Origin of the sequence: Paenibacillus montanisoli (assembly GCF_003268025.1) — a bacterium.
GTDB classification, from domain to species: Bacteria; Bacillota; Bacilli; order Paenibacillales; family Paenibacillaceae; genus Paenibacillus_Z; species Paenibacillus_Z montanisoli.
This window is the reverse complement of sequence record NZ_QLUW01000001.1, coordinates 1,481,892-1,507,307: the sequence shown is the minus strand read 5'-3', so window position 1 is coordinate 1,507,307 and position 25,416 is coordinate 1,481,892. Positions and strand designations below refer to the sequence as shown.

The following is a 25,416-nucleotide window of genomic DNA, read 5'->3' as shown; positions in this document are numbered from 1 at the left end:
TTATAAAATAACTTGCGGATCGACATCCACGCTTAACTGCACCGGCGGCTGACCCTGCGGCCCCGACAGCATCGCGATCGCTTTCTTCAGCAGCTCGATCGCCCCTGCGTTTCCACGATATTTTACCATACATTGAAAACGATAGCGATCTTTCATCCTAGGAATCGGAGAGGCGACTGGCCCTAATATATCGATAAACCGCGTGCCGTCACTGTCGATCGAGCCCTTCACGCCGGACTCGTAAGCGAGCTGGCGAAGCGTCGCGGCCAGCTTGTCGCCAGCCGTGATCAAATGCGTCAGCTGCTCATCCGACAACGTCACGACGATCAAGCGGCAGAAAGGCGGGTATGACATGAAGCGGCGATGCTTCAATTCTTCCTGCACAAACCCGGCGTAGTCATGATGCTGAGCCGTCACGATCGCATAATGGTCCGGGTTGTACGTTTGAATGACAACCTCGCCCGGGAGCTCATGTCTCCCTGCCCGCCCCGCGACCTGCGTCAGAAGCTGAAACGTCTTCTCCGCCGCCCGAAAATCCGGCAAATGCAGTGAAGTATCCGCCGCAATGACCCCTACCAATGTAACGTATGGAAAATCGAGCCCTTTCGCCACCATCTGGGTGCCGAGCAGCACATCCGCTTTGCGTTCGCCGAACATCGTGAGCCATTTCTCGTGCGAGCCCTTCTCGGTCGTCGTATCCACGTCCATGCGAATGACGCGAATGCCGGGAAACAGTTTGGCCAGCTCCTCCTCCACCCGCTGCGTGCCCGTCCCAAAAAAACGGATGTGCTCGCTCTCGCACGAAGGGCATTTCTCCGGCGCTTGTTCGGCGTGGCCGCAATAGTGGCAGCGCATGACGCGGGATTTCTGATGATAGGTCAGCGAGATATCGCAATGAGGGCACTGCGCGGTGTATCCGCAAGAGCGGCACATGACGAAGGTGGAATAACCTCTGCGGTTCAGAAGGAGCACAGACTGCTCGCCTTTCTCCAGACGGTCCAGCAGCGCTTCGTGGAGCTGCCGGCTGAACATCGACCGGTTGCCCGCTTTAAGCTCCTCCCGCATATCGATCAGATGAACCTTAGGCAGCGGCCGGTTGCCCACTCGGTTTGGCATCGCAAGCAGCGCAGCTCCGCCTGGTGTTCTAGAGCTCGCCGAAGCGTCCGTCTGCGTTGGCGAGAGCACTCGGGAAGCCGCTGCATAGCTTTCAAGCGACGGGGTTGCCGAACCCAACACGACCGACGCGCCATGCTGCCTTGCACGCCTTACCGCCACGTCCCGCGCATGATACTTCGGACTCTCTTCCTGCTTATAGGAGGATTCATGCTCTTCGTCGATAATGATCAAGCCGACGCGCGGAAACGGAGCAAATACCGCCGATCTTGCGCCTACCGCGACTTGGGCCCGTCCCTCGCGGATTTTACGCCATTCGTCGTACCGCTCGCCGCTTGAGAGGCGGCTGTGCAGCACGGCTACGGAATCTCCGAAACGGCCTTTGAACCGCTCGACCATCTGCGGCGTGAGCGCGATCTCCGGCACGAGCACGATCGCTTGGCGTTCGTGCTGCAAACAACGTTCGATCGTTTGCAGATAAACCTCCGTTTTGCCGCTGCCGGTTACGCCGTGAAGCAGAAATACGCGGGATGACTCGGCATCCAGCGCTTCCGCGATCTCCTCATAGACGGCCTGCTGTCCCTCCGTTAACGGAAGCGGCTCGGTCTGCTTGAAATCGCGGCCCGCGTAAGGATCGCGCTGCTGCTCTACCTCGCGGATCGTAATCCAGCCTTTGTCCGCGACCGCCCGAATCGTAGCGGATGTCGTGGACAGCGCCTCCACGAGCGCGGTCAGCGCGATCGGTTCGGGATGCTCCAGCATATAGCGCAGCACGTCCCGCTGCTTGGCCGCTCGGGCCGGGTAATTCGCCAGCGCCTCCTGCGCGAGCGCTGCTTGCTCCGGCGGAAACACGGTCAGCGCTTTGCGGACGGCAAGCCGATCCCGGATCGAAACCTGCTCGGTCAGCGCGCCAAGTTTGACCGCTTGCTTAATGGCCGCCGCGTCCGCAGGAAACCGTTCCTGCAATGCCGCCATGCGAACAGGACCGCTGCTCGCCCGAATATAAGCAAGCCACGGCGCCTCACTGTATACGGCATTCGAGAACAAGGCCGTGTCCTCGTCCTCGGAGAGAGTCACAACGGAGTCCGCTTTCCCTTTGAGCGCCGACGGAATCATCGCCTGCAGAGCCGTCGTTAGAGCACAGCAGTATTTGTCGCTGATCCATTGCGCCAGCTCAACCAAATCCGGCGATAACGGCGGAATATGGTCGAGCAGCTCGGCAATCGGCTTCAGCTTGCTTTCGTCGATGTCGGCAAACTCTGCCAGCCCGATCACGAAGCCTTGCAGGACGCGGCCGCCGAACGGCACGCCTACGCGGCTTCCGATCTCTACCCAGCCATACAGGTCCGCCGGAATTGCATAATCAAAAGGCCGATCCGTCGCGCGGCTCGGCACATCCACAATGACTTTCGCAATCATTCGGCGGCCTCCTTGGCCGTCTTCGCCTTCATACGATTAACGATAACACCTAGCAACCGGTCCGCGACTTCCCGCTTTTGCAGCATCGGCAAGGCCTCCACCAGGCCTTCTTCGCCATAGATATGCACGATGTTCGTATCGACGTTGAACCCTGCGCCTTCTTGCGAAACATCATTGGCGACAACGAGATCGCAGCGTTTCCTCGTGAGCTTGTCCATGGCGTACCGCTCGATCTGCTCCGTTTCAGCCGCAAAACCGACCAGAAACTGATGCTTCTTCCGCTCGCCGAGCGTCTTCAATATATCCGTCGTCCGCTCCAGCTCAAGAACGAGCTTCTCTTCGCTCTTCTTGATTTTGCTGTTCGCGCGAACGGCCGGACGGTAATCCGCTACAGCAGCGGCTTTAATAACCAAGTCCGCCGTATCGTATCGCTCCAGCACCGCCTGCAGCATTTGCTCGGCCGATTCGACGCGGACGACGTTTACGCCTTGGATAGGCTCCGACGTAGTTCGCGCCGCGACGAGCGTGACATCCGCGCCGCGATTTGCCGCTGCTTCCGCTAGAGCGAAGCCCATTTTGCCCGAGGAATCGTTCGTCAGGAAGCGTACCGGGTCCAGCCGTTCAACCGTTCCGCCCGCCGTGACCAGCACGGACTTGCCGGCCAAATCCTGGCTGTGCGCGAACCATTGCTGCACGGCATGCACGATATCTTCCGGCTCCGCAAGCCGCCCTTTGCCGACATAACCGCATGCAAGCAGCCCGGTGCCCGGCTCCACAAAGCGAACGCCGCGCTCCGCGAGCACCTCCATGTTGTGCTGAACGGCCGGATGGTCGTACATATGCACGTTCATCGCAGGCGCGACAAGAATCGGCGCCGTTGTCGCAAGCAGCGTTGTGCTCAGCATATCGTCGGCGAGCCCGTTCGCCATCTTGGCAAGCACGTTCGCAGTGGCCGGCGCGATCACGACGAGATCCGCGCTGTCGGCGATATTGATATGCGCTACGACGGCGGGATCGAATTCATCGAACGTATCGGTATAAACCGTATGGCGCGACAAGGTTTGCAAGGTAAGCGGCGTGATGAACTTCGTTGCCGATTCCGTCATGATGACGCGCACATTCGCTCCCGCTTGCACCAATCTGCTGCATACCGTCGCCGCTTTATACGCCGCGATTCCGCCGGAGATCCCAAGCACGATCGTTTTCCCTTTCAGCATCTAAGCACTCTCCTCGCACACTTGCATCCGAAATAAAAACTCTTTTAAAACATGCTCTTTCTATCATAACCATCCTGTCAAATTGTTCAACCTGTGCACCGAATAAATCTAGTTATTTGCCGGTATCCTTTCTATGAATCGCGACGTGCAGCGCTTCGTCCGGATGCTCCACGATATTCGCTTCCCCAATCTTCAGGGCCAATCCGCTAGCTTGCAATAATTGCAGCGGCTGTTTTTGAATCCCGGCTAAAACGACCGAACCGCCATCCCGATGGATCCGATCGACGATCATGTCCAGTTTATGTTCACCTGTTGAATCGATGAAAGGAACGCCCGCCATTTGTAGAATCGTCACGTTCGGCTTCGGAGGCATCGAGGGCTTGAATAGCTCCTCAAATCTGCTTGCCGCACCAAAGAAAAGCGGACCTTCGATCGTAATGATGCTGATCTGCGAAGATCTCTGATCAAGCTGCACTCTAGTTACGGTTAATGCGCTCCTCATGCGATACACAAAAATAATAGCCGCCATGAGAAGCCCCAGCTCGACTGCCGTAGTCAGGTTCGTCAGAACGGTGAGGAGAAAGGTTGCCGCCATGATAAGAGAATCGCTCGTCTTCAGCCGAAGCACTTGAACGAAATGTTTACGCTCGCTCATATTCCAAGCAACGACCATAAGAATGGGCGCCATGGCGGCGAGCGGAATGTCGGATGCAAGCGGCGCGAACAGCAATAGTATGAGCAGCACGGCTACCCCATGGACCATGCCTGAAACCGGCGAAGCGGCCCCGCTCTTAATATTGGTTGCCGTGCGCGCAATCGCTCCCGTAGCCGGAATTCCGCCGAATAGCGGAGCCGCCAGATTGGCGATCCCTTGCCCGATCAACTCCCGGTTGCTGTTGTGTTTGGTGCCGGTCATGCCGTCTGCGACAACGGCGGACAGCAGAGATTCAATGCCGCCAAGCATGGCGATTACAAAAGCCGGCTGCAGCAGCTGAATCACGGTTTCAAACGTTAAATGGGGAATAACAAGCACTGGGAACGAGCTTGGAATCGAGCCGTAAGCCGAACCGATCGTCGTCACTTTCCCATGAAAGAACAGAACCGATACAATGGTTGAGATGAGGAGTCCTAGAAGCGAAGCGGGGACCTTCGGAAGATACCTAGGCATGAGAAGCATGATGATCAAGCAGATAAACGCGGTCGCTACGCTGTACATATTGATGGTTGACAGGTGCGAAAGGATTTCCCCTAGGTTTGAGAGAAAATCATCGTGCCGCTCGATGCCGCGGAGCCCGAGGAAATTAGAGATCTGTCCGGAGAAGATAATAACGGCGATGCCTGCCGTAAAACCGATGGTGACAGGGCGAGGAATGAATTGAATCAGAACGCCAAGCTTGAAAATCCCCATGAGAACCAGCATAACCCCTGCAAGCATGCCGGCGATCAACAATTTCTCATATCCATATTGCAGCACGATGCCGAGCAGGATTGGAATAAACGCTCCGGTCGGCCCGCCAATCTGAAATTTCGATCCCCCGAGCAATGAAATGAGAAAGCCTGCAATAACCGTCGTATAAATGCCGAATTGCGGGTTTACGCCTGAAGCAATAGCAAAAGACATCGCCAGCGGGATCGCGACGATCCCGACAATCAAGCCCGAAACGATATCCCGCCGCAACGATTCCAAGCGATACCCTTCGAATCTGCCCGACCATTTCATACTGGAACCCTTCTTTTCTTATAATATTTGAATATTTGAATATATGGAGAAATAATAACTCCGAGCACAAAAAAAATCAACGCCTCTTAGGCATTGATTAGTTGTTTTCTGCTATCATTCCGTGCGCATATTTTCAAGCATCGTGATCGTACCGACCAAGTGATTGTCGAAGATGCGCTTGGCCACGCTTAACAGATCCTTTACTAAGGGGTCGCGCAGGCTATAGATGACGGTCGTGCCGTCTTTACTGCCATATACGACGTTCTTGCTGCGCAGGATCGCAAGCTGCTGGGATACCGCCGAGCCTTCGCTTCCGATGATGGATTGAATTTCGTTCACCGTCCGGTCGCCTTCCGACAGCACCTCCAATATCCGGATCCGCATCGGATGGGCCAGCGCTTTAAAAAACTCCGCTTTAAACTGTTGCAGTTCAAGGTTCACAACATTATATTCCCCTTTAACCGTAGTGTTGGGATCAAATGGCCTTTGTCCCGTTAATCAAATAAGGCCACTCCTCAAAAATCGAGACAGTGACCTTACTGGAATGTTGATGAAGTCGAATGGATGCGAAACTAGTCTTTCTTATTCAGCGTGCTCTCGACGACCAGAATGTCGTGGTAGATCTCCTCGAGCGCAACGCCGACGTGTTTATGGGACTTTGGCGTGCGAATTTCGGTCTTGCTGCCGTCGCGAAGCATTCTTGCACGGCGGGATGCCGCAACTACCAAGGAATACTTGCTGTCAACTTTCTTCATCATTTCATCGATCGATGGATATAACAACGTTCCCTCACCTCACTCATGCTAGGCTTTCTCGGAAGCTTCTTTTACTTCCTCAAGCTCTTCGATAAACCGGTCGCGACGGCAATGCTCCGCGACGATAATGCTCTGTATGCGATGACATGCTGCATCAATCTGGTCGTTGACGACCGCATAATCGTAATAATGAATCAGATTCATTTCTTCCACCGCGACGGTCATGCGATGGTCAATAATATCGGCATTCTCCGTCCCGCGTCCTGTAATTCGCTGCTTGAGCACATCCAGGGATGGCGGCACCAAGAAAATAAAGACACCTTGAGGAAACTTCTCTTTCACCTTTAAAGCGCCTTGCACTTCAATTTCAAGAATGATGTCCTTCCCCGATTCCAGCGTACGCTCAACGAAATCGCGGGGCGTGCCGTAATAGTTGCCTACATACTCCGCATGCTCGAGAAGCGCGTCGTTCGCGATCATTTCTTGAAATTGCTCGCGCGTCTTGAAGAAATAATTAATGCCGTCAATCTCCCCCGTGCGGGGTGCGCGAGTTGTGGCCGAAACGGAATACACGAGGTCGCTCTGCTTATGCCGAAGTTCGGAACAGACCGTCCCCTTGCCTACGCCCGATGGGCCGGATAAAACGATTAACAATCCCTTTTTCATAATACTCCCCGTCACCGTTATTCGTCGTGATCGTCATCCTTGGTCGATAGCCTGTGCGCGACTGTCTCCGGCTGCACGGCGGATAGAATGACGTGATCGCTGTCCGTAATAATGACAGCGCGTGTGCGCCGTCCGTATGTCGCGTCGATGAGCATATGGCGGTCGCGTGCTTCTTGAATAATTCGTTTAATCGGCGCCGATTCCGGACTGACAATCGAAATAATGCGATTGGCGGAAACGATGTTTCCGAATCCGATATTGATGAGCTTAATGGCCATGTTTGTTCCCCTCCGGTATCTCCCGTGCATGATCATGCAATTGAACACGATGTATAGATAAGCGCAAGAATGATGGAGTCTAATCTTCTGCCAAAAACCTTGATTCATAATGACAGAATATTGCATTATTCTTGACGAAAAATGTCCGGAGCATACGTTCGGCCAGCCGATTGCTTGCGATCCCCTCAGTGACAGTCAGGTCACCTATTCTATCGCATTCGAAGCGGCATGGCAAGTGCATCCATTGACTATTCTAATTCATTTTCTTTAGTCGAACAAGTGTTAAAGCGTAAACGAGAGAAAAAACGAGGTTAACCCGTTTTTTCTCTCGTTTTTTGCCATACGTATTCCGTCAGCTTGACTGTCATGTCATAGAACATAAACGGCGTAATCAGATAGATGCCATTGAAATGCTCAAGCGCGGTATCTAGCAGTTCTTCGGCGATTTTCACGCCTTCCGCTCGGCCTTCTTCGCCTTCCAGGCCCGCCATCCGCTTGCGGACCTCGTCTGACAGCTGGATGCCCGGCACCTCGTTGTGCAAATATTCGGCGTTCCGTCCGCTTGCCAGCGGCATGATGCCGATAAAAATCGGCACGGACAGATGCTTCGTCGCTTCCGCGATCCGAATAATCAGCTCGTTGTCGTACACCGGCTGCGTCATGATATAGTCGGCCCCGGAATCGATTTTCTTCTCCAGACGCGCGATCGCCTTATCCAAATATTTGACATTCGGATTGAACGCAGCCCCTGTGATGAAGTTCGCCTTCTGCTTCAGCGGCTTGCCCGAGAATGCAACGCCCTCGTTCAGCTGCTTGATCATGCGGATCATTTCGAACGACGTCAAATCGTATACGGAGCTTGAGTCCGGCAGGTCGCCGAATCTCGCGGGATCGCCCGTCACGGCAAGCACATGGTCGATACCGAGCGCATCAAGCCCCATCATATGCGACTGCGTACCGATCAAGTTGCGGTCACGGCAGGCGATATGCACGAGCGGACGAATGCCGACCTGCTGTTGAAGGAGCGATGCAAGCGCAATGTTGCTCATGCGCGTGACGGCCAGCGAATTGTCGGCCATCGTTACGGCGTCCGCTTTGCACGCTTTGAGCGCCTTTGCGCCGTCCATGAACTTCTGAATGTTCAGGTCTCGCGGCGGGTCAAGCTCTACGATAACCGTGTGGCGCTGTTTCACGAGCTCCACGATGTTCGGCTCAGCCTCTATAATGCCGCCGGCTTCGGCTGCTTTGATCGGACCGGGTTCAGGTGCCACGGCCGGTTGAACGACGATCGCTTCGGGCTGAACCGCAGGTTGGACCGCATCCGCTTCGACCGGCTGGGGCGCGTAGCCGTCCAGCGCCTTCGCGATTGCCGCGATATGCGCCGGCGTCGTACCGCAGCATCCGCCTATAATCCGAGCGCCGCGGTCCGCGAATTTGCGGGCGGATTCGGCGAAGTACTCCGGCGTCGCCGAAAACTTATACTTACCGTCCACATAATCCGGAATGCCCGCGTTTGGAAAGACCGACAACGGCAATTCGACGTCGCCGACGATCGAGTCGATCGCCCTCAGAATGCCGTTCGGGCCGCTTCTGCAGTTGAAGCCGACGACATCGGCGCCTTCCTGCCGCAGCCTGTCGAAGGCCGCTGCGAGCGGTTGTCCGTCCAGCGTCACAGCCTCTTTCTCAACCGCAAACTGGCAGAGGACCGGCACATTGGACAGCTTGCGCGCAATGCGCAGTGCGAGCAATGCTTCTTCTAAGTCATAGAACGTCTCCAGCAAAATGCCATCGGCGCCTGCACCGAGAAGCGCGTCGATCTGTTGCGCGAACAACTGCTCGAGCTGCTGCATGCCGATATTTCTGCGTTTGCCGGCACGAATCGAACCGACCGCGCCGACAATGTACGCATCGCTTCCGACCGCGGCTCTTGCGATCTGCACGCCAGCGCGGTTAATCGCCTCAACCTGGTTATCCAGCCCATAATTCGAGAGGCTGGCCAGGTTCGCCGAGAACGTGTTCGTCTCGATGACCCGCGCCCCTGCTTCGTAATATCGACGGTGCACGTCCGCGATGACTTCGGGACGCAGCACGTTAAATTCTTCGTATGAAACGCCGACAGGGAACCCCATCCCATACAGGTAGGTTCCCATCGCGCCGTCCCCGGTCAAGATGCGCGCACCTAGCGCTTCCCGCAAATCCGGTTTCATTGTCAAAACTCCTTCATTTCAGCCTTAGACGGTTACTGTCCCCCGATACACTTCGGCTGCAGGGCCCGTCATATATACATAGTTGTTCTCTTCATTCCATTCGATCAACAGCTCGCCGCCTTTTAGCGATACCGTCGCTTTGCGATCCGTGAATCCATTCAGCACGGATGCGACTACTGTCGCGCAAGCGCCCGTTCCGCAAGCCAGCGTCGGGCCTGCGCCGCGCTCCCAAACGCGCATATCGGTGAAGTCCTTGGAGCGGACCGTTACGAATTCCACGTTGATTTTACGAGGGAACAGCGGATGCACTTCGAGCTTCGGCCCCCATGCGTTCAGGTCGAAGTTGACCGCGTCGTCCACGTAGATGACGCAGTGCGGGTTGCCCATCGAAACGGCCGTAAACTTGAACTCGCGGCCGTCTACTTCGATCGATTGGTTGATCACCGGGTTGGCGTCGATCGTCGTCGGCACCTTCAGCCCTTCAAGGATCGGCTGGCCCATGTTCACGCGTACGAGCACGGCTTTGCCGTTGTCAACAGTCAGCTGAACTTCCTGCACGCCCGCGCCGAGCGTCTCGATCGTCAGCGTTTCTTTATCCGTCAAGCCGTTGTCGTACACGTATTTCGCTACGCAGCGAATGGCGTTGCCGCACTGCTCCGCTTCGGATCCGTCAGAGTTGATGATCCTCATCCGGAAGTCCGCATTTTCCGAAGGTAGTATATATACGAGTCCGTCGGCGCCAATGCCGAAAAAGCGGTTGCAGAGCCGTTCTGCCAATTGTGCCGCATTCTCCGGCAGCTGCGTTTCGCCTGCTACGACGATAAAATCATTTCCCAATCCATGCATCTTTGTAAAGTTCATCTTGCTTGCGCTCCTTTTATCCGACCGAAATCATCTGATTTACTTGCTAAGGAACATTATAATTTATTTAGTGTACCTTAATCTTTGCATTTTTGCATCACTTTGTTGCATTTACATCCCCCTAAATCCCCCTTTTCTAAGGGGGACCCCAAGGGCTCCGCCCTCTGGACACCCGGATGGCATAACGTCTGTGCGGCAGAGAACCGCCCCCGGGGTCATGCGTGCTTGGAATTCGCTTTCGTCCCATTCGGGACACGCTTGACTTTTGGCGCTTGCGATCGGCCTGTTGTCCCTTGCGGGACACATGGGAACGTGATGCCTAGCAGAGACGCGTGGATGGGAATGCGAGCTTGGACTCGCTTTCGTCCCATTCGGGACACGCTTTACTTTTGGCGCTAGGATTGGATTGCCAGGGGGGCAGCTTCGCCGACCCCGGCAATCCGGGCCGCCGGTTCTTTGGCGGCGAAGTTAGTTTGGGGGGATTGCCAGGGGGGCAGCTTCGCCGACCCCGGCAATCTTAGGCCGCCGGTTCTTTGGCGGCGAAGTTAGTTTGGGTGGGATTGCCAGGGGAGCAGCTTCGCCGACCCCGGCAATCTGGGCCGCCGGTTCTTTTGGCGGCGAAGTTAGTTTGGGGGGATTGCCAGGGGGGCAGCTTCGCCGACCCCGGCAATCTTAGGCCGCCGGTTCTTTTGGCGGCGAAGTTAGTTTGGGGGGATAGCCAGGGGGGCAGCTTCGCCGCCCCCGGCAATCCGAGCCGCCGGTTCTTTGGCGGCGAAGTTAGTTTGGGTGGATTGCCAGGGGGGCAGCTTCGCCGACCCCGGCAATCCGAGCCGCCGGTTCTTTTGGCGCCGAAGTTAGTTTGGGGGGATAGCCAGGGGGGCAGCTTCGCCGCCCCCGGCAATCCGAGCCGCCGGTTCTTTTGGCGGCGATAGCCTCAGTAAATATCAGATACCGAGGTTTAATCGAACCGTCTCCACCAGACGCCGGTCCATTCGGGCAAGTCGCGGGAGCCGCTTGATGAGACGATGTCGGCAAGCCAATCGCCGAAGAAGAAGCCGGTAAGCGCGAGCGCTTCTTCAAAGGATTCGAAGCGATAATCGGTGCGTATCGCTTCATGATGGAAGTCGTAGTCCATCTCGAGAGCGGCAAAATAGCCCGTTAAAAAATCCGGCGGATTGGGGACGGATGAGCCTGTGCCGAAATTTTCGAAGATGATCGCCGTGCCTCCCGGTTTTAGAACGCGGCGGATTTCGGTCATGATACGGTCGAGCTGCTCCCGCCAATCCTCGATCGTCGAACTAGTGCAGTAGCAGATGGTCCATCCTGCCGTAAGAAGGTCGATCGCGTCCGTCTCGAGAGGCAAGCAATCATGGCTGCCGGCTTTCGTTTGCCAATTGGCATAGCCTCCCGCGGAAAGCTTGAGCGATGCCCGCTCCAGCATGGCGGCGGAGCTGTCGATCGCGGTGACGCTCCGGACAAGCGGCGCAAGAAGCGCCGTTACGCGGCCGGTACCGGCACCTATATCGGCGGCGTTCATCGCGGAGGCGTCCGGGACGATTTTACGAATCGTTTTCAACAAATTCCCTTCGACATCTTCTCTCGATACGAGCCGTTCATAGCGTTCGGCCTCAAACTGATAAATAGAGTCATGATCTGGCATGCGAGGGTTCCCTCCCGATATTGGCTTCCAGGCAAGGGTACGGCCTGACCTTAGGTGAAGGTCAAGTCAATGCTTGCGAACCGCATACACGACATGAATCCATTCATTGACACCATGGGAAACCGTGATATAATCCCGATTTCGGAACCACTCCAGCAGGTTGCCGCGATCGGTCGGGTGCTTCGTCGAGTCAAGCTCGGGGATCGCCGTAGTTCTGCCATCCATCATCAAACCCGCAACGCAAATCCGTCCGGCCGGCATCAGCACCCGGTCCATTTCCGCGAGCGCGAGCAGCTGCTGACGGGCGTCAAGATGATGCAAGGCGAACGCTGAAACGATAAAAGCAAACTGTTTGTCCGTATAAGGGAGCGCCATCGCATTCCCAAGCTTAGCCGTTATCCCCGGGAATTTCTCTCTGCATCTTGCCAGCATTTCTTTCGACTGGTCGACGGCCGACATCAACGCGCCTTGGGCCAGAAGCTTTCCCGCCAAATTGCCTGTTCCTGTCCCGATATCAATCCCCTGCTCTCCCGGTTTCGGAGCTATCCACTGCACGACAAAATCGAGCGCGGTCTCGTATTCCTTCTGCGACAGCGCCGATCCGGCGGAGTGCTTGGCCGAGGAACGGTCAAACTCAGCGGCCAGCCGGTCAAACCCCCATTCATCCAGCCAGCTCGCTTGGCTATGATGGATTTGCTTCAGCTCCCCAGCCAGCTGAAACAGGTCCGTCATATCGAGCCGTCCCTTCGATTCAAACCTCGCGATCAGCTCGTCCAGCATCCCGATGGCGTATTTCCATTCCACCCATTTGGCGGCCAGCGCCATGCGCTGCAGCTCGAGATAATGGTGCACGGTCGCCGAATCGCCTTGCTCCAGCTTCACGAGCAGCGATTTGATCTGCTCCAAGCTGAGCCCGATTTCCCGCAGCGCCGAAATGGTCTGCAGCCGCCAGGCATCCAAGTCGGTATAGTACCGGTAGCCGTTATCTTCGCCGCGCTGCGGCTTAAGCAGCCCCTTCGCCTCATATAAGCGAATCGCCCGCTGCGTAATATTCAGCTGTTTGGCCAAATCATTGATTTTCATCGCATTAGAGCCTCCTTAAGCCAGTATAAACCATAACCTAAGGTGAAGATTAATCCCTCGCAAACGCAAAAAAAAGCCTGAGCGGCGGGTATGACCCGACCTGCTCAGACTTTAGCGGTTATCTCGTTACCGACTTTGGCCCGCTAAGCGGCCAATTCGATTTTTTCTTCTTCTCAGTCGTGCCGAGCACGCTGCCGATACCCATCATGAAGGTTGGGATGCCCGCAGCCACCATGACGAGGCACCAGTCGCGGAAGTTAAGCGGCACCGTTTTGAAAATCGGCTGCAGCGCATCGATATAGAGTACGCCGAGCATGAGGATAACGGATGACAGCACCGCGAACAGCAAGTATTTGTTTTGCAGAATGTTCCGGTGGAAAATCGACCTGGAGCTGCGGCAGTCGAAAACATGGATGAGCTGCGCCATGACGAGAGTCGCGAAGGCTACTGTTTGCGCATGAACCAGATTGGCCGGCGTGTTCGGACCGGATTTCAGCGTGATCCAGAACGCAGCCAGCGTACAAACGCCGATCAAAATGCCGCGGCTGATGATTTTCCATCCAAGCCTGCGAGCGAATATATTCTCTTTTGCAGACCTCGGTTTCTGCTGCATCAGATCCTTCTCCGCCTGATCGACGCCGAGCGCCATCGCCGGCAGACCGTCGGTGACGAGGTTGACCCATAAGATTTGAATCGGCACGAGCGGCAATGGCAATCCGGCCATCATCGCCAAGAACATAACCAATATTTCGCCTACGTTCGAAGCCAGCAGGTATCGGATGAATTTGCGGATATTTTCATAAATGCCCCGGCCTTCCTCGATAGCCGCCACGATGCTGGAGAAGTTATCGTCGCTCAGCACGAGGGAAGAAGCTTCCTTGGAGACGTCGGTACCCGTAATCCCCATCGCGATCCCGATATCCGCCGCCTTGATCGCAGGCGCATCGTTAACGCCGTCGCCGGTCATCGCCACGACATGCCCTTTACGCTGCAGCGCTTTGACGATCCGCAATTTATGCTCCGGAGAAACCCTCGCATACACATAAATATTGTCGATGAGCCGGTCCAGTTGTTCCTCATTCATTCCGTTTAGCTGCTGGCCGCTCACGGCAATCCCGCCGCGCGGCATGATGCCGAGCTGCCCTGCGATCGCTTCGGCCGTTAACTGGTGGTCGCCGGTGATCATGATCGTTTTGATGCCGGCGCGGCGGCAGTTGGCGATCGATTCGCGAACCTCGCGGCGCGGCGGATCGATCATGCCGGAGAGTCCGACGAAGATAAGCTGGTTTTCCACGTCGGCATCCGCATCAGCCGCATCGTGCGGACGCAGATCCCGGTAGGCAAAGCCGAGCACGCGAAGCGCCGATTGCGCCATGTCCTCGCCTGCATTCGTCACCTTCTGCTTCAGCGTCGCCGTGAACGGAACGACCTTGCCGTCCCACAAAATATAGTTGCACTGTTCCATCAGCATGTCCGGCGCGCCCTTCGTACAGATGAGCCGCCCGCCTTGGTGGCTGACGAGCACCGACATCCGCTTCCGCTCCGAATCGAACGGGAATTCCTTAACGCGCTGATAGAGGCCTTCGAGCGATTTCGCCGTGACGCCAAGCTTGGATGCAAGGACCGTCAGCGCTCCCTCCGTCGGGTCGCCCTTCAGCACCCACTCATCCTGAACGAACGTCGTTTTGGACTTTTTGCGCTTTGCTTCCTGCTCGTCGTCAATTCGGGAAACGACGGCATTGTTGCATAGCGCGGCGATTTGCAGCAATCTGCGAAGCGGCAGGTGATGCTTGATATCGACCGCTTTCCCGCCTTCATAGCAGGAGCCTGTCGGCTCGTACCCTTCGCCCGTAACGTCCATTGCATGGCCGCCGATCCAAAGCTTCGTAACGGTCATTTTGTTCTGGGTCAGCGTCCCTGTCTTGTCCGAACAGATGACGGAGGCGCACCCGAGCGTTTCGACGGACGGCAGCTTGCGCACGATAGCCCGCCGTTTGATCATACGCTGCACGCCGAGCGCAAGAGCGATCGTCACGATGGCCGGAAGCCCTTCCGGAATGGCGGCAACCGCAAGGCTTACCCCGGCAAGGAACATTTCATAAGCAGGTTGTCCGTGCAGAATGCCAGCTAAGACAACCATGACCGTAAGCGCCAAAGCCACAATGATCAAAATTTTGCCCAGCTGCTCCAAGCGGTGCTGCAGCGGCGTTTCCATCGATTCCGTTTGCTGGATCAAATTCGCGATTTTGCCCATTTCGGTTCCCATGCCCGTTCGGACGACGATGCCTTTCGCCGTTCCGCGGGTGACCATCGTGCCCATGAATCCGATGTTTCTCATGTCCCCGAGCGGAAGCTCCTCAGCTGCGATCACATCGCTGTGCTTGCTGACCGGAACGGATTCGCCGGTAAGCGCCGACTCCTCGGCGTAGCAGCTGTTCGCTTCGATAAAGCGGATGTCGGCCGGAATCCGGTCGCCGCTTTCAAGCTCGACGATGTCGCCCGGCACAAGCTCGCTGGCCGGTACGATAACGGATTCGCCGCCGCGCAGCGTTTTGGCAAGCGGCGCGGACAGCGCCTTCAGCGCGCGAAGCGATTTTTCCGCCCGAAATTCCTGAACGAAGCCCAGTATGGCGTTCAGGACGATGATGGCGACGATCGTAATCGCATCCAAATATTCGCCGAGCAAGCCGGAAATCAGCGTCGCCCCCATCAGCACCAGCACCATAAAATCTTTGAACTGGCCGAGGAACAGCTTGACCGGAGACACCTTCTTGCCCTCCGTCAGCTCATTGCGCCCGACTTGCTGCAACCGTTCCGCCGCAACGCTTGGCGTCAGACCGGTATCCAAAGAAGATTGAAGCGCCTCCGTAAGCTCGTTTGTTTCCATTTGATGCCACTTCCTATGTTCCATGCCCCGTCTCCCTCCTGTTACGTGCCGCCTGACGGACAGCCTCTATGGCCTAAATGTATTCGGACAAACTGCAAAATATCCCAGCTTGGGACTTAAGTTTTTGTCTTGAATATGGCATGATAGGGGAATGAAACGGAAACAAAGGGGATAGTGAACGACATGGCTTTGGACGGCATCGTTACCCGCGCGGTCACGCACGAGCTTCAAACGTTGATCGGCGCGCGCATTCATAAAATACATCAGCCCACTTCTAACGACCTGGTCCTGCAAATTCGCGGCAACGGCGCGCAGGGCAAGCTGCTTCTTTCCGCAAACCCGACCTACCCTCGCGTCCACTGGACCGAACAGAGTTACGTCAATCCGCTCGAAGCGCCGATGTTCTGCATGCTGCTTCGCAAATATTGCGAAGGCGGCGTCATCGAAGCGGTGAGGCAAATCGGCAATGAGCGGATCATTCATCTGGATATCCGGACCCGCGACGAGCTTGGAGACATGTTTTTCAAACGGATCGTCATCGAGCTGATGGGGCGGCACAGCAACATTATTTTGCTTGACGCCGCCACGGAAACGATCCATGACGGGATTCATCATGTAACGCCTGCTATTAGCAGCTATCGCATCATTATGCCCGGCGTTGCTTACGTGGCGCCTCCGGAACAAGGGAAGGCCGACCCGCTCTCGTTCTCGGAGGAAGGGGCTTTCGCGAACGCGCTGCTGCACGCGGCTGAATTTCTGCTGAACCCGCCGATTCCTGACGAGGACAGCATTCATTTCGGTACGCAGCCGAAGCCGGTTCATCCGGGCTCGCTGTCGCCGGAGAAGCTGCTTGTCGAGGCATTCAGCGGGATCAGCCCGCTCCTGGCAAGAGAAATCGCTCACCGCGCGGCCGTAGACGCACCGGAACTCTTTCCCGAGCATGGCGCGGATACGCCGCGCTCGGCTCAACTGCTGTGGCCGGCATTCCGGCGCATGATGCAGCGATTCGCCGAGCATCGCTACGAGCCTCAGCTCGTTACGATCGGCAGCAGCGGCAAATCCGTTTTCGCCGTGACGGATCTGACGCATATCGTAGGCGAGAAAACCGTCTATGAGACCGTAAGCGGATGCCTCGAAGCGTTCTATGGCGACAAGGCGCAGCGAGATACGGTGAAGCAGCGGGTTGCCGACCTCGTCCGGTTCATTCAGAACGAGCGGAACAAAAACGAGAAGAAGCTGGAAAAGCTGGAGGATACGCTGAAAGAGGCAAATGAAGCCGACCGTTTCCGCGTACTGGGAGAACTGCTTACGACGAACATGCATGCGGTGAAGCGCGGCGACGCCTTCGTAGAAACGATCGACTATTACGATGATGAGCAGCCGATGATCCGCATCCAGCTGGACCCGCAGCTCACGCCTTCCCAGAACGCTCAGCGCTATTTCAAGAAATATACGAAATTTAGAAACAGCCTGGCGATCGTGGCCGAACAGATGCAGCGGGCGCGCGAGGAGATCGACTACTTGGTTTCCCTGCTGCAGCAGCTGGAAAGCGCGTCGCTATCGGATATTGACGAGATTCGCGACGAGCTTGCGGAGCAAGGCTACTTGCGTTCCCGCGAGAAGCGCGGCGCGCGGAAGAAGAAGCCGAAGCAGCCTGCGCTGCTGTGCTACACTTCGTCCGAAGGCATTCCGATTTACGTAGGCAAGAACAATACGCAGAACGAGTTCTTAACGAACAAGGCGGCTGCGCCGAATGATACTTGGCTGCATACCAAAGACATCCCCGGGTCGCATGTCGTCATCCGCGGGACCGGCTTTAATGACAAGACGCTGGAGGAAGCCGCGATGCTAGCCGCCCACTTTAGCCAAGCCCGCTCATCCAGCCTTGTGCCTGTCGACTATACGCTGATCCGGCACGTGAAGAAGCCTAGCGGCGCCAAGCCCGGCTTTGTCATTTACGACCATCAGAAAACGCTGTTCATCACGCCGGATGAGCAGCGCTTGAAGGAACTGCCTAACCAAATCAAATAAGCAAAAAGGGGATCTCATCCAAGCTGAGATCCCCTTTTAATATTCAAATTCTGCTTGCCATCCACCTATCGCGGATAAATTGACTGCCGGCATTTTTCTGGGATTCGTTCAGTTCCCCCCGCTCGAACCGCTCGCCAAGCTCAAGAAGCGCCGGCTTAATCACTTCTGCAAGCAGCAGCTCCATGGAGCGCAGCGCTCGTAACTGCTGGTATACCTTCTCCGCTCCGCACAGATCGGCTTGCTCCAGGTAATGCAGCAGCATGCCGATCGGCCCTTGCCTCTCTCCCTCTCCGTCGACGCTATCTGCTAGCGGCGGCTGGATATTCGAGTAAAGCAAGCTTTTTAGCTCCATCGCAGCCATGCCAATCGGTTTGCCTTCATCGACGCGCCGCTTCAACCATCGGATCGTTTCGATATCTTGCGCCGTATAGCCGCGGTAGCCGTTAGGCATGCGCAGCGGATTGACCGCCGCATATCGCTGCTCCCACTTTCTAATCAACTGGGTCGATAGCCCCGTCAGTTCGGAGACCTCTTTGATCGTGTAAAGCGCGCCGAGCAATGGCATCACCTCCGAGAAGGATTTAACTGCCGCAGCACTTCCATCGGAGCGGTCTTGCTTCCCATTTCGCCATGAAATACGACGCCATGGCGTTCCCCGTGAAAATCGGAACCTCCCGTAATGATCAACTTATACTTCTCTGCCAATTTAAGATACCGCGCTTCGTCGTCCGGCGAATGATCCGGATGGTACACCTCGATCCCATCGGCGCCGCGAGCAATGATCGCTTCGACCAATTCATCATTGCCGTAAATGCCAGGATGCGCGATGACGCTTGTTCCGCCGGCTTCCTTGATCCACGTCAGCGCTTCGGATGGATGCAGCCTAGGCGGATTCGCATAGGCCGCTCCTCCTTCGCCCAAATAGCGGTCGAACGCTTCCTGCATCGAACCGACAACCTGTTTCTCGACCAAGACGGCTGCAATATGCGGACGGCCAAGCGAGCCGCCGTCCTTGCCTTGCGCTAGGGCAGCTTCCAATACCTCTTCCATAGAAATGGAAATGCCTAATTCGTTTAACCGAGCGATAATCATTGCGTTTCGCTGCTCACGGGTGCCCGCCAGCGATTTTAATTTCGCTTGCCACGCAACACTATTCCAGTTAATGTAATATCCCAATATATGTATGTCGCGCCCATCTGCGACAGTACTGATTTCTACGCCCGGAACAACGGTGATGCCCAGCCGCTCGCCCGCTTCCAACGCCTCGGCAATCCCATCAACCGTATCATGGTCGGTAATCGCAATGGCTCCCAACCCGCGTTTCTTCGCCATCGCAACATTATCCGCCGGCCGCTGCAAGCCGTCGGAAGCAGTCGTGTGCGTGTGCATATCGGCACGATTGTTGAAACTCATTAGAGCCATTGGCGCAAATCCCTCTCTCTCAAGAAGCTGAGAAACGTTACCGCTGAAATCGGCAGCAGCGCGGATTTCAAGAAAATCGAATAAAATTGGCGTTTGAACCGTACATCCCGAATCGGAATCTTCTTAATCAAACCGAGCGCGACCTCGTGCTTCACCGACGAACTGGATACGAAGGAGATGCCGAGCCCCGCTTCTACGGCGGATTTTACCGCACCTGTGCTGCCGAGCTCCATCACGATTTTCATCTGCGCAAGATCGATATTTTTCGCCCTCAGCTCATCCTCCATGACAAGCCGCGTACCGGAGCCTTGCTCCCGAAGCACGAACGGATAATTCATTACATCTTCCAGCTCCACGATCGTTGCGTCCGCAAGCGGATGGTTCTTCCCGACGATCAGCTGCAGCTCGTCGCTCATGACCGCTTCCATATGCATGTCCGGATGATTAACCGGCGCCTCGATCAAGCCGAAGTTGAGCTGGTGGTTGACGATTTCCTCCATGATCTGCGCCGTATTCATCACTTTCATACTGATGGAGATATGAGGGTATTCTTGTCCGAACGGACCGAGCAGACGCGGCAAAATATACTCACCGATCGTCAGGCTTGCTCCTAGCTGCAGACGACCCTTCAGCTGCTTCGTAAATTTGGACATGTGCATATCCGTATCGCGTATCAGATCGATGCTGCGCTGGGCGAAAGGCATCAGCGCGCGTCCCGCCTCGGTCAATTCGATCCGTTTCGTTGAACGCAGAAGCAGCTTTGTCCCGAAATAATCCTCCAAGGACTGGACCTGCATCGTAACGGCAGGCTGCGTCATGTGCAGCGCCTGCGCAGCGGCCGAGAAGCTTCCCCGCTCCGCCACCGTATAAAAAATATGGAGCTGGTGAAAATTTAGCGCCATGAAGGGCATCCCTTCCTTTCTGTCAGCTTTCATTATACATCAAACCGCCATCATTCTCCCAAATAATTAAAAAAGCATGAGTGCAGCCACCCATGCTTTCCTTATGATCACGATTATTTCCGTTTCCTGCTATTCTTTATTAAAGTCATTCTCCGGGAATGTCTCAGCCATGAGTAATAAGACTTGAGGTCTCGTAGTTCTATAGTTTCGGACATTCGTCCGAGGAAGGTTACGACGATCATCTTGTGCAGCGGATTCCCGGCCAAATCGGTTTCCTTCTCAAGGACAGCAAACTCGGCGACAAACACGAGATCGTCATCGATCAAATACACGTCTTGCTCATTTCGGTAATAAGGCTCGATCCGCCCCTGCTTCAAACACTGCCACATGAAATCCGCAATGTCCTCGAAGCCGGTTCTCTCGCTCTCGACGCGATCGGTCCAGCGGCTCTTCGCATGGTTCGTGATGACGATATCAGCCACTTTCTTATCTCCAAGCACGACGTGGAACGACTCATACGTGTTCCATCTTTCCGTCATCTTGTCTTTCACCCGCGATTCACCCCTCCCCACGCAATAGGCCTTATGATCTATATGTACTTTCCATATTATTGTAGCATGCCTGTCCAAGATTTCAATAATAAAATAAAGTCACACCAAAATTGTAATTTAATGGATATAAATGTGATATAAAAACAGCCCCCAAACGTAGTCACGATCGGGAGCCGGCAATTCCATTACAAACTATAGAAACGTGTCTTATCAGGCACGCCCTGCGTGTATTCCGTCTTGATTTCATTGCGGTATGAACGTTCAATCCGTTTCACGTACGGCAGTCGCCCCATGTTGCGGACGACTTCCTCGGAACGGTCGGCATTCATATACATGACGACATAGTGCATTTTACGGGACACGTAATGGACTGTTCCGTATTTCTCCAACGAACGGGCAGCTTTGAGATCGCTTACCCAGACAATATAACCGACGCGTTCCGAAAACATGTAAGCTCCCCCCGTTTCCTCTCTTCGTTACCCGCATCCTCCGCTGCCGCAGCTGCAGGAACCGCCGCTGCCGCAACCGCCGCCTTTAGGCAACGGGTCGTTGCTTGGAACCTTGATCGTCTCCGATACCGAGCTTGCGATCTGCTTCGCGATTTCGTGCAGCAAATCATCCACCTGCTGCTCTGCAGCCTTGAACCGGCTGACGCTCTCGATCTCGTTCAATTGCTGTTCAATCGCTACCACTTTATCTTTCGCTGCGTGATAGTCGGGATGAAACCGTCCGAACCGTTCGCAATCGGCGAACTGCTCTTTCGCTTTGGCAAATTGCTTGACGAGCTGGTGTACCCGCTCATCTTGATCGACAACCGATTTCCAATATGCGTATTCGGCCACTTCTGCCGATTGGTTAACCATATCGCCAATTTCATAGGCGCTTAATAGCAGATGCCCCATATCAAGCGAGGAATGACTACTCATTTCAAGCTCTGCAGGGTCTGATAATGGCATTGTTTGCATAATATCCGCCCCTTTTATGAACAATAGGCTGCCGCCTATTTCGTATCATACCATACCATAGACTGAAAAAGGTAGAGCGGACCGCTAGATTGAGCCTAAATACTGCCAATATCGACCGGCAATACCAGCATCATTTCCTGCCACATGTCCGGTTTAAGCTCTGCGGGCGAGAAGCCGTCCTCCGATTGGAAATGGCCGACAACGCTCCAGCGGCCGTCCGCGTCTACGATGCGTTCAGGCACGAATGGTCTTACATCACCTTCACAGCTTAGTTTAACCGGGGTTCGCCAGCTTAACGCCAGTTCCATCAGTTCCCTTCTCGTGGAGCTGTGGTAGGCTCTGAACTGCTTCAGCCACATGGACGGCACTTCATCAATGCCGGTGAATAACGCTTTTAACGGAAGCCTTTCCGTCAAGAGTTCATAAGACGCCTTATCTCCGCTTGCGTTCTCCAATAACGGCATGGGCAGCAGGCTTACCGCGGGATCGGATCCTTGCAGTGTAACTGTGATGCTTCCGAATTCATCCGCTATAAAAGCGCGGACGGTTTCCGGCAGTCTCTCTCCGGACGCCTCCTCCAGAAATTCGGTAAGCGCCATTGCCGAGATGCTTGCCGCTGCATCCGGTTTGAGGCTGCGTCGGTCTAAACGGTAGACGGCAATGTGGTCGGTTCGTTTTCGGACGGCGAGCCGCTCCAGCTGCCAGATCGTCGTACAGCTGCAATCGCCCGGGACGTATATATCGCCATCCGGCGTAATTTGCGCAAGTCCGGCGCTTTGACGATCGTCCTCTATCGTCCCCTGAGCCGTTATGTCAGCAGGAATGAGCCATCGAAATACCTGCTGGCCCTGCTCATCCGAAGCGATTTCCATCCACCCCAGGGCGCGGAGGAGACCGCACCAGGCCTGCAGCGTCGGAGCAACCGGCTTCGTTATCGCCGCATGAGCTTGCCGGAGCGAGAGCTGGTTTTCCACATCGTCCAGCCTGAACCAGGAATAGGGCGGGAGCAAGCACAGCGCTGCAACGCCGATGGCGACGGCTGCGCTTTTATCCATATACAGCGACAAGATATGTTGAAGCAGTTCCGTTTCCCGATGCAGCGGCTGCTGCTCCAGCCAGCTATTCCAGTTCTCTTCACGCAGCGCGTATGCGTGAGGGAGTTCCGCTAACCAGCCTTTTATCGCCGCAAGTTCAAGGAAGATCGCCAGCTGCAGCGGATATGTCTCGCCCGTTTCGGCAGCGGGTACAGCAGGCTCTGATTTCGCCAATGGAGCAAAATGGCCGCTTTGAACGTATAACTGGTCGACGCACTTCTGAATCGTCCGCTTCGTTAGCAGCCCTTTGGTCGTCCGTTTCATGCCGCTATTCAGCAGCTCTGCCGTGACATATACGCATTGCAGGCTAAACGGGGGCGTGTAGCCGTTCTCTTCCGATGCGACGACCTCCCATGCTTCAACTGCTTCCGGCACAAGAACGATAGCTTTATCCTTCTTTTGCTGCATGGTCACCATCGTTTCATACCAAATGGGATAGTTATCGGCCGGCAGCACAAACTGCTTTTCCCCCCAACCTTTCCGCACGGCAAACAAAATGCCCGCCTCCATCAGCTGAAGCAGACCAACGCGCAATTCCGCTCCCGCCACGCCGGGGCGGGCTGCAGCTAGCAGCTGCTCCTCACTGAAAGCCATCGGACCGAACGCGCTCACGGCCGTCTCGAGCGCGTACTTGGCCTCTCTGGATAAAGCCTGCCAAGCGTGTTGTGTGCCGCTGCGGCTCCACAATATGTCCGGCCACGTCCCATCGTTCTTACAAGCCTGCCATAACGGACTATTCCCGAATGCGTCTTTATGGCTGTCAGACAGCCTGGTCGTTATGTCCTTCAGATTCATTGCGCCGCCTCCCTGAGACCGCTGCCAGCCTGGTCGTCGGCTTCAGCTTCCAGCAGCGCCGACTCATGCTCGGACCATTCCTTAAGCTCATAGTGGTATCCCTGCTCCAGCAGGAAGAGCTGCCTTCTGCTTGCGTATTCCGTCTCTCTAGTTCCTTGGGACACGAGGGTATAAAACCATGCTTGGTTATCGCCATGCTTCGGGCGCAATATCCGGCCGATCCGCTGCGCTTCCTCCTGACGCGAGCCATAGCTTCCGGAAACTTGGATGGCAACGGCTGCATCCGGCAAATCGACGGCAAAATTAGCGACCTTCGAAACAACGAGAACCGGGATCTCGCCCGCTTTGAATGCCTCATAGAGGCGAGCCCGCTCTTCATGCGGCAGCTCGCCTGTTAGTACAGGCGCATCCAGCTCTTCGGCAAGACGGTGAAGCTGGGTTAAATATTGGCCGATGACTAGTGCCGGCTTCCCTTTATAGACTTGCAGCAGCCGCTTGACAACGTCGATTTTGACCGAATTTTCGCCTGCGATTCGTATCTTCGCCTTTTCCTCAGCCGCAAGGTAACTTTCAAGCTCGTCATGGGCCATCGGCATGCGGATCTCGGTGCAAGACAACGAAGCAATCCAGCTTCTGGATTCCAGCGTCTTCCAAGGAAGATCGAAACGCTTCGGACCGATCAAGGAAAACACATCTTCCTCCCGGCCATCCTCACGAACGAGCGTTGCCGTTAGGCCGAGCCGTCTCGTCGCTTGCAAATCGGCGGTCATCCGAAAAACCGGAGCTGGGAGCAGATGAACTTCGTCATAGATGATCAGCCCCCAGTTCCGCTGGCCGAACAGCCTCATATTGCTGTATTCGTCTCCCTTTTGCCGGCGGTTCGTCAAAATCTGATACGTCGCGATCGTGACTGGACGCACCTCTTTAGCCGATGAGGCATAGGTGCCGATTTGCCGCTCGGTTAACGTCGTTTTATCGAGCAGCTCCGCTCTCCATTGGTTGACGGAGGTGACGTTCGACGTCAGGATCAACGTATCGCAGCGAAGCCGGGCAAGCGCCGCGATGCCGATAATGGTTTTGCCTGCACCGCAAGGCAGCACGAGCACGCCGCTGCCGCCGTCGGCTTGACCTTCGCGGTAAAACAAATTGACCGCCCGTTCCTGATAATCGCGCAGCTGGAACTGTCTGCCGCCCGCGCTCGTCTCTCTCATTTCCACCTCGAGCGCTTCGCCATGCCGGTAGCCGGCTAAATCGAGTACCGGATAACCCATGCGGATCAGCTCCTGCTTGAGAAGCCCTCTCGCCTCAAGCCGTACCGATCTCTTCTCGCTCTCTTTTGCAGGATATAGGTAGCTCGCAATTGTTTTGTTCGTGCCTAGCGTCGCCAGCAATTCTTCCTCGCCGAGCAGCAGAAGTTCACCGTCTTGGGTCTGCTGGAGCATGAGCTTTCCATACCGGTCCGCCAGCTTGCGAATGCCGCTTGATACGGGGAGCGGAATTTCATAACAGCTGTACTCCGACAGCACGCGCAGCATGTCTTGAGGCGTCATGCCTAACGATGCTGCATGCCAAAGAGACATCGGCGATATTCGATATGTATGCAGATGTCCCGGCCTTTTCACGAGGTCGGCAAACCGGCACAGCTGCTCCCGCGCCGCCTCCGCATCCTGATGGCGTTCATCAAGAAGCACTGTAAAATCCGCCTGTACGCACAACGGCCGATTTTCGCGTTTAAACATCCTATCCTCTCCTTGACTCGCTGAAAGTGCATGCACTTCGCCTAATGTATC

At 55.5% G+C, this 25,416-nt stretch carries 21 protein-coding genes; 1 reads left to right on the top strand and 20 read right to left on the bottom strand.

All coding sequences use genetic code 11. The features are described 5' to 3' along the window. The 12 genes from priA to DL346_RS06650 form a co-directional block, all read right to left on the bottom strand. A complete protein-coding gene (gene priA / locus DL346_RS06705; RefSeq protein ID WP_112881247.1) occupies positions 1-2,532 on the bottom strand; it encodes a primosomal protein N' in 2,532 nt (843 codons plus the stop codon). Further along, positions 2,529-3,749 (bottom strand): bifunctional phosphopantothenoylcysteine decarboxylase/phosphopantothenate--cysteine ligase CoaBC, encoded by a 1,221-nt coding sequence (gene coaBC, locus DL346_RS06700; RefSeq protein ID WP_112881246.1) that lies wholly within the window; start codon positions 3,747-3,749, stop codon positions 2,529-2,531. The genes priA and coaBC overlap by 4 nt, the downstream gene beginning before the upstream one ends. A gap of 112 nt (positions 3,750-3,861) precedes the next feature. Next, a complete protein-coding gene (locus tag DL346_RS06695) occupies positions 3,862-5,469 on the bottom strand; it encodes a SulP family inorganic anion transporter (protein WP_112881245.1) in 1,608 nt (535 codons plus the stop codon). 114 nt (positions 5,470-5,583) lie between these two features. Beyond that, a complete protein-coding gene (locus DL346_RS06690) occupies positions 5,584-5,910 on the bottom strand; it encodes an ArsR/SmtB family transcription factor (RefSeq protein WP_112881244.1) in 327 nt (108 codons plus the stop codon). A 131-nt stretch (positions 5,911-6,041) separates the two neighbouring features. After that, positions 6,042-6,251 carry a DNA-directed RNA polymerase subunit omega gene (gene rpoZ / locus DL346_RS06685; protein ID WP_112881243.1) on the bottom strand — a complete coding sequence of 70 codons (210 nt, stop codon included), beginning with the start codon at positions 6,249-6,251 and terminating at the stop codon, positions 6,042-6,044. 21 nt (positions 6,252-6,272) lie between these two features. After that, positions 6,273-6,890: a guanylate kinase gene (gene gmk / locus DL346_RS06680; protein WP_112881242.1), complete on the bottom strand. Its 618-nt coding sequence runs from the start codon at positions 6,888-6,890 to the stop codon at positions 6,273-6,275. Between the two features lie 17 nt (positions 6,891-6,907). Then, positions 6,908-7,168: an extracellular matrix/biofilm regulator RemA gene (gene remA, locus DL346_RS06675; protein ID WP_020615370.1), complete on the bottom strand. Its 261-nt coding sequence runs from the start codon at positions 7,166-7,168 to the stop codon at positions 6,908-6,910. A 311-nt stretch (positions 7,169-7,479) separates the two neighbouring features. Beyond that, entirely contained in the window at positions 7,480-9,375 is a 1,896-nt protein-coding gene (locus tag DL346_RS06670) for a bifunctional homocysteine S-methyltransferase/methylenetetrahydrofolate reductase (protein ID WP_112881241.1), read from the bottom strand. A 24-nt stretch (positions 9,376-9,399) separates the two neighbouring features. After that, positions 9,400-10,236, bottom strand: coding sequence for a diaminopimelate epimerase (gene dapF / locus DL346_RS06665; protein WP_112881240.1), 837 nt, complete (start codon positions 10,234-10,236; stop codon positions 9,400-9,402). A 958-nt stretch (positions 10,237-11,194) separates the two neighbouring features. Then, positions 11,195-11,896, bottom strand: coding sequence for a class I SAM-dependent methyltransferase (locus DL346_RS06660; RefSeq protein WP_112881239.1), 702 nt, complete (start codon positions 11,894-11,896; stop codon positions 11,195-11,197). Positions 11,897-11,962: 66 nt separating this feature from the next. Continuing rightward, entirely contained in the window at positions 11,963-12,979 is a 1,017-nt protein-coding gene (locus tag DL346_RS06655) for a MerR family transcriptional regulator (RefSeq protein ID WP_112881238.1), read from the bottom strand. A gap of 118 nt (positions 12,980-13,097) precedes the next feature. Continuing rightward, on the bottom strand, positions 13,098-15,890 hold the full coding sequence (locus DL346_RS06650) for a calcium-translocating P-type ATPase, SERCA-type (RefSeq protein ID WP_112881237.1): 2,793 nt from the start codon (positions 15,888-15,890) through the stop codon (positions 13,098-13,100). A 159-nt stretch (positions 15,891-16,049) separates the two neighbouring features. Between DL346_RS06650 and DL346_RS06645 the strand changes: the two genes are divergently transcribed. Next, on the top strand, positions 16,050-17,897 hold the full coding sequence (locus DL346_RS06645; protein WP_112881236.1) for an Rqc2 family fibronectin-binding protein: 1,848 nt from the start codon (positions 16,050-16,052) through the stop codon (positions 17,895-17,897). 43 nt (positions 17,898-17,940) lie between these two features. Here the strand turns inward: DL346_RS06645 and DL346_RS06640 are convergent, their stop codons facing one another. From DL346_RS06640 to DL346_RS06605, 8 genes are all read right to left on the bottom strand, one after another. Then, positions 17,941-18,456, bottom strand: coding sequence for a MerR family transcriptional regulator (locus DL346_RS06640; protein WP_165822393.1), 516 nt, complete (start codon positions 18,454-18,456; stop codon positions 17,941-17,943). 5 nt (positions 18,457-18,461) lie between these two features. Beyond that, positions 18,462-19,319 (bottom strand): PHP domain-containing protein, encoded by an 858-nt coding sequence (locus DL346_RS06635; protein WP_112881234.1) that lies wholly within the window; start codon positions 19,317-19,319, stop codon positions 18,462-18,464. Continuing rightward, positions 19,310-20,221: a selenium metabolism-associated LysR family transcriptional regulator gene (locus DL346_RS06630; protein WP_112881233.1), complete on the bottom strand. Its 912-nt coding sequence runs from the start codon at positions 20,219-20,221 to the stop codon at positions 19,310-19,312. Before DL346_RS06630 ends, DL346_RS06635 begins: the two co-directional genes overlap by 10 nt. 113 nt (positions 20,222-20,334) lie before the next feature. Further along, entirely contained in the window at positions 20,335-20,772 is a 438-nt protein-coding gene (locus tag DL346_RS06625; RefSeq protein ID WP_112881232.1) for a hypothetical protein, read from the bottom strand. A gap of 185 nt (positions 20,773-20,957) precedes the next feature. Then, positions 20,958-21,221: a YlbG family protein gene (locus DL346_RS06620; RefSeq protein WP_112881231.1), complete on the bottom strand. Its 264-nt coding sequence runs from the start codon at positions 21,219-21,221 to the stop codon at positions 20,958-20,960. A 27-nt stretch (positions 21,222-21,248) separates the two neighbouring features. Further along, positions 21,249-21,728: a YlbF/YmcA family competence regulator gene (locus DL346_RS06615; RefSeq protein ID WP_112881819.1), complete on the bottom strand. Its 480-nt coding sequence runs from the start codon at positions 21,726-21,728 to the stop codon at positions 21,249-21,251. A 104-nt stretch (positions 21,729-21,832) separates the two neighbouring features. Next, a complete protein-coding gene (locus DL346_RS06610) occupies positions 21,833-23,626 on the bottom strand; it encodes a helicase-associated domain-containing protein (protein WP_112881230.1) in 1,794 nt (597 codons plus the stop codon). Next, positions 23,623-25,365, bottom strand: coding sequence for a DNA repair helicase XPB (locus DL346_RS06605; RefSeq protein ID WP_112881229.1), 1,743 nt, complete (start codon positions 25,363-25,365; stop codon positions 23,623-23,625). Before DL346_RS06605 ends, DL346_RS06610 begins: the two co-directional genes overlap by 4 nt. Positions 25,366-25,416 lie beyond the last annotated feature (51 nt).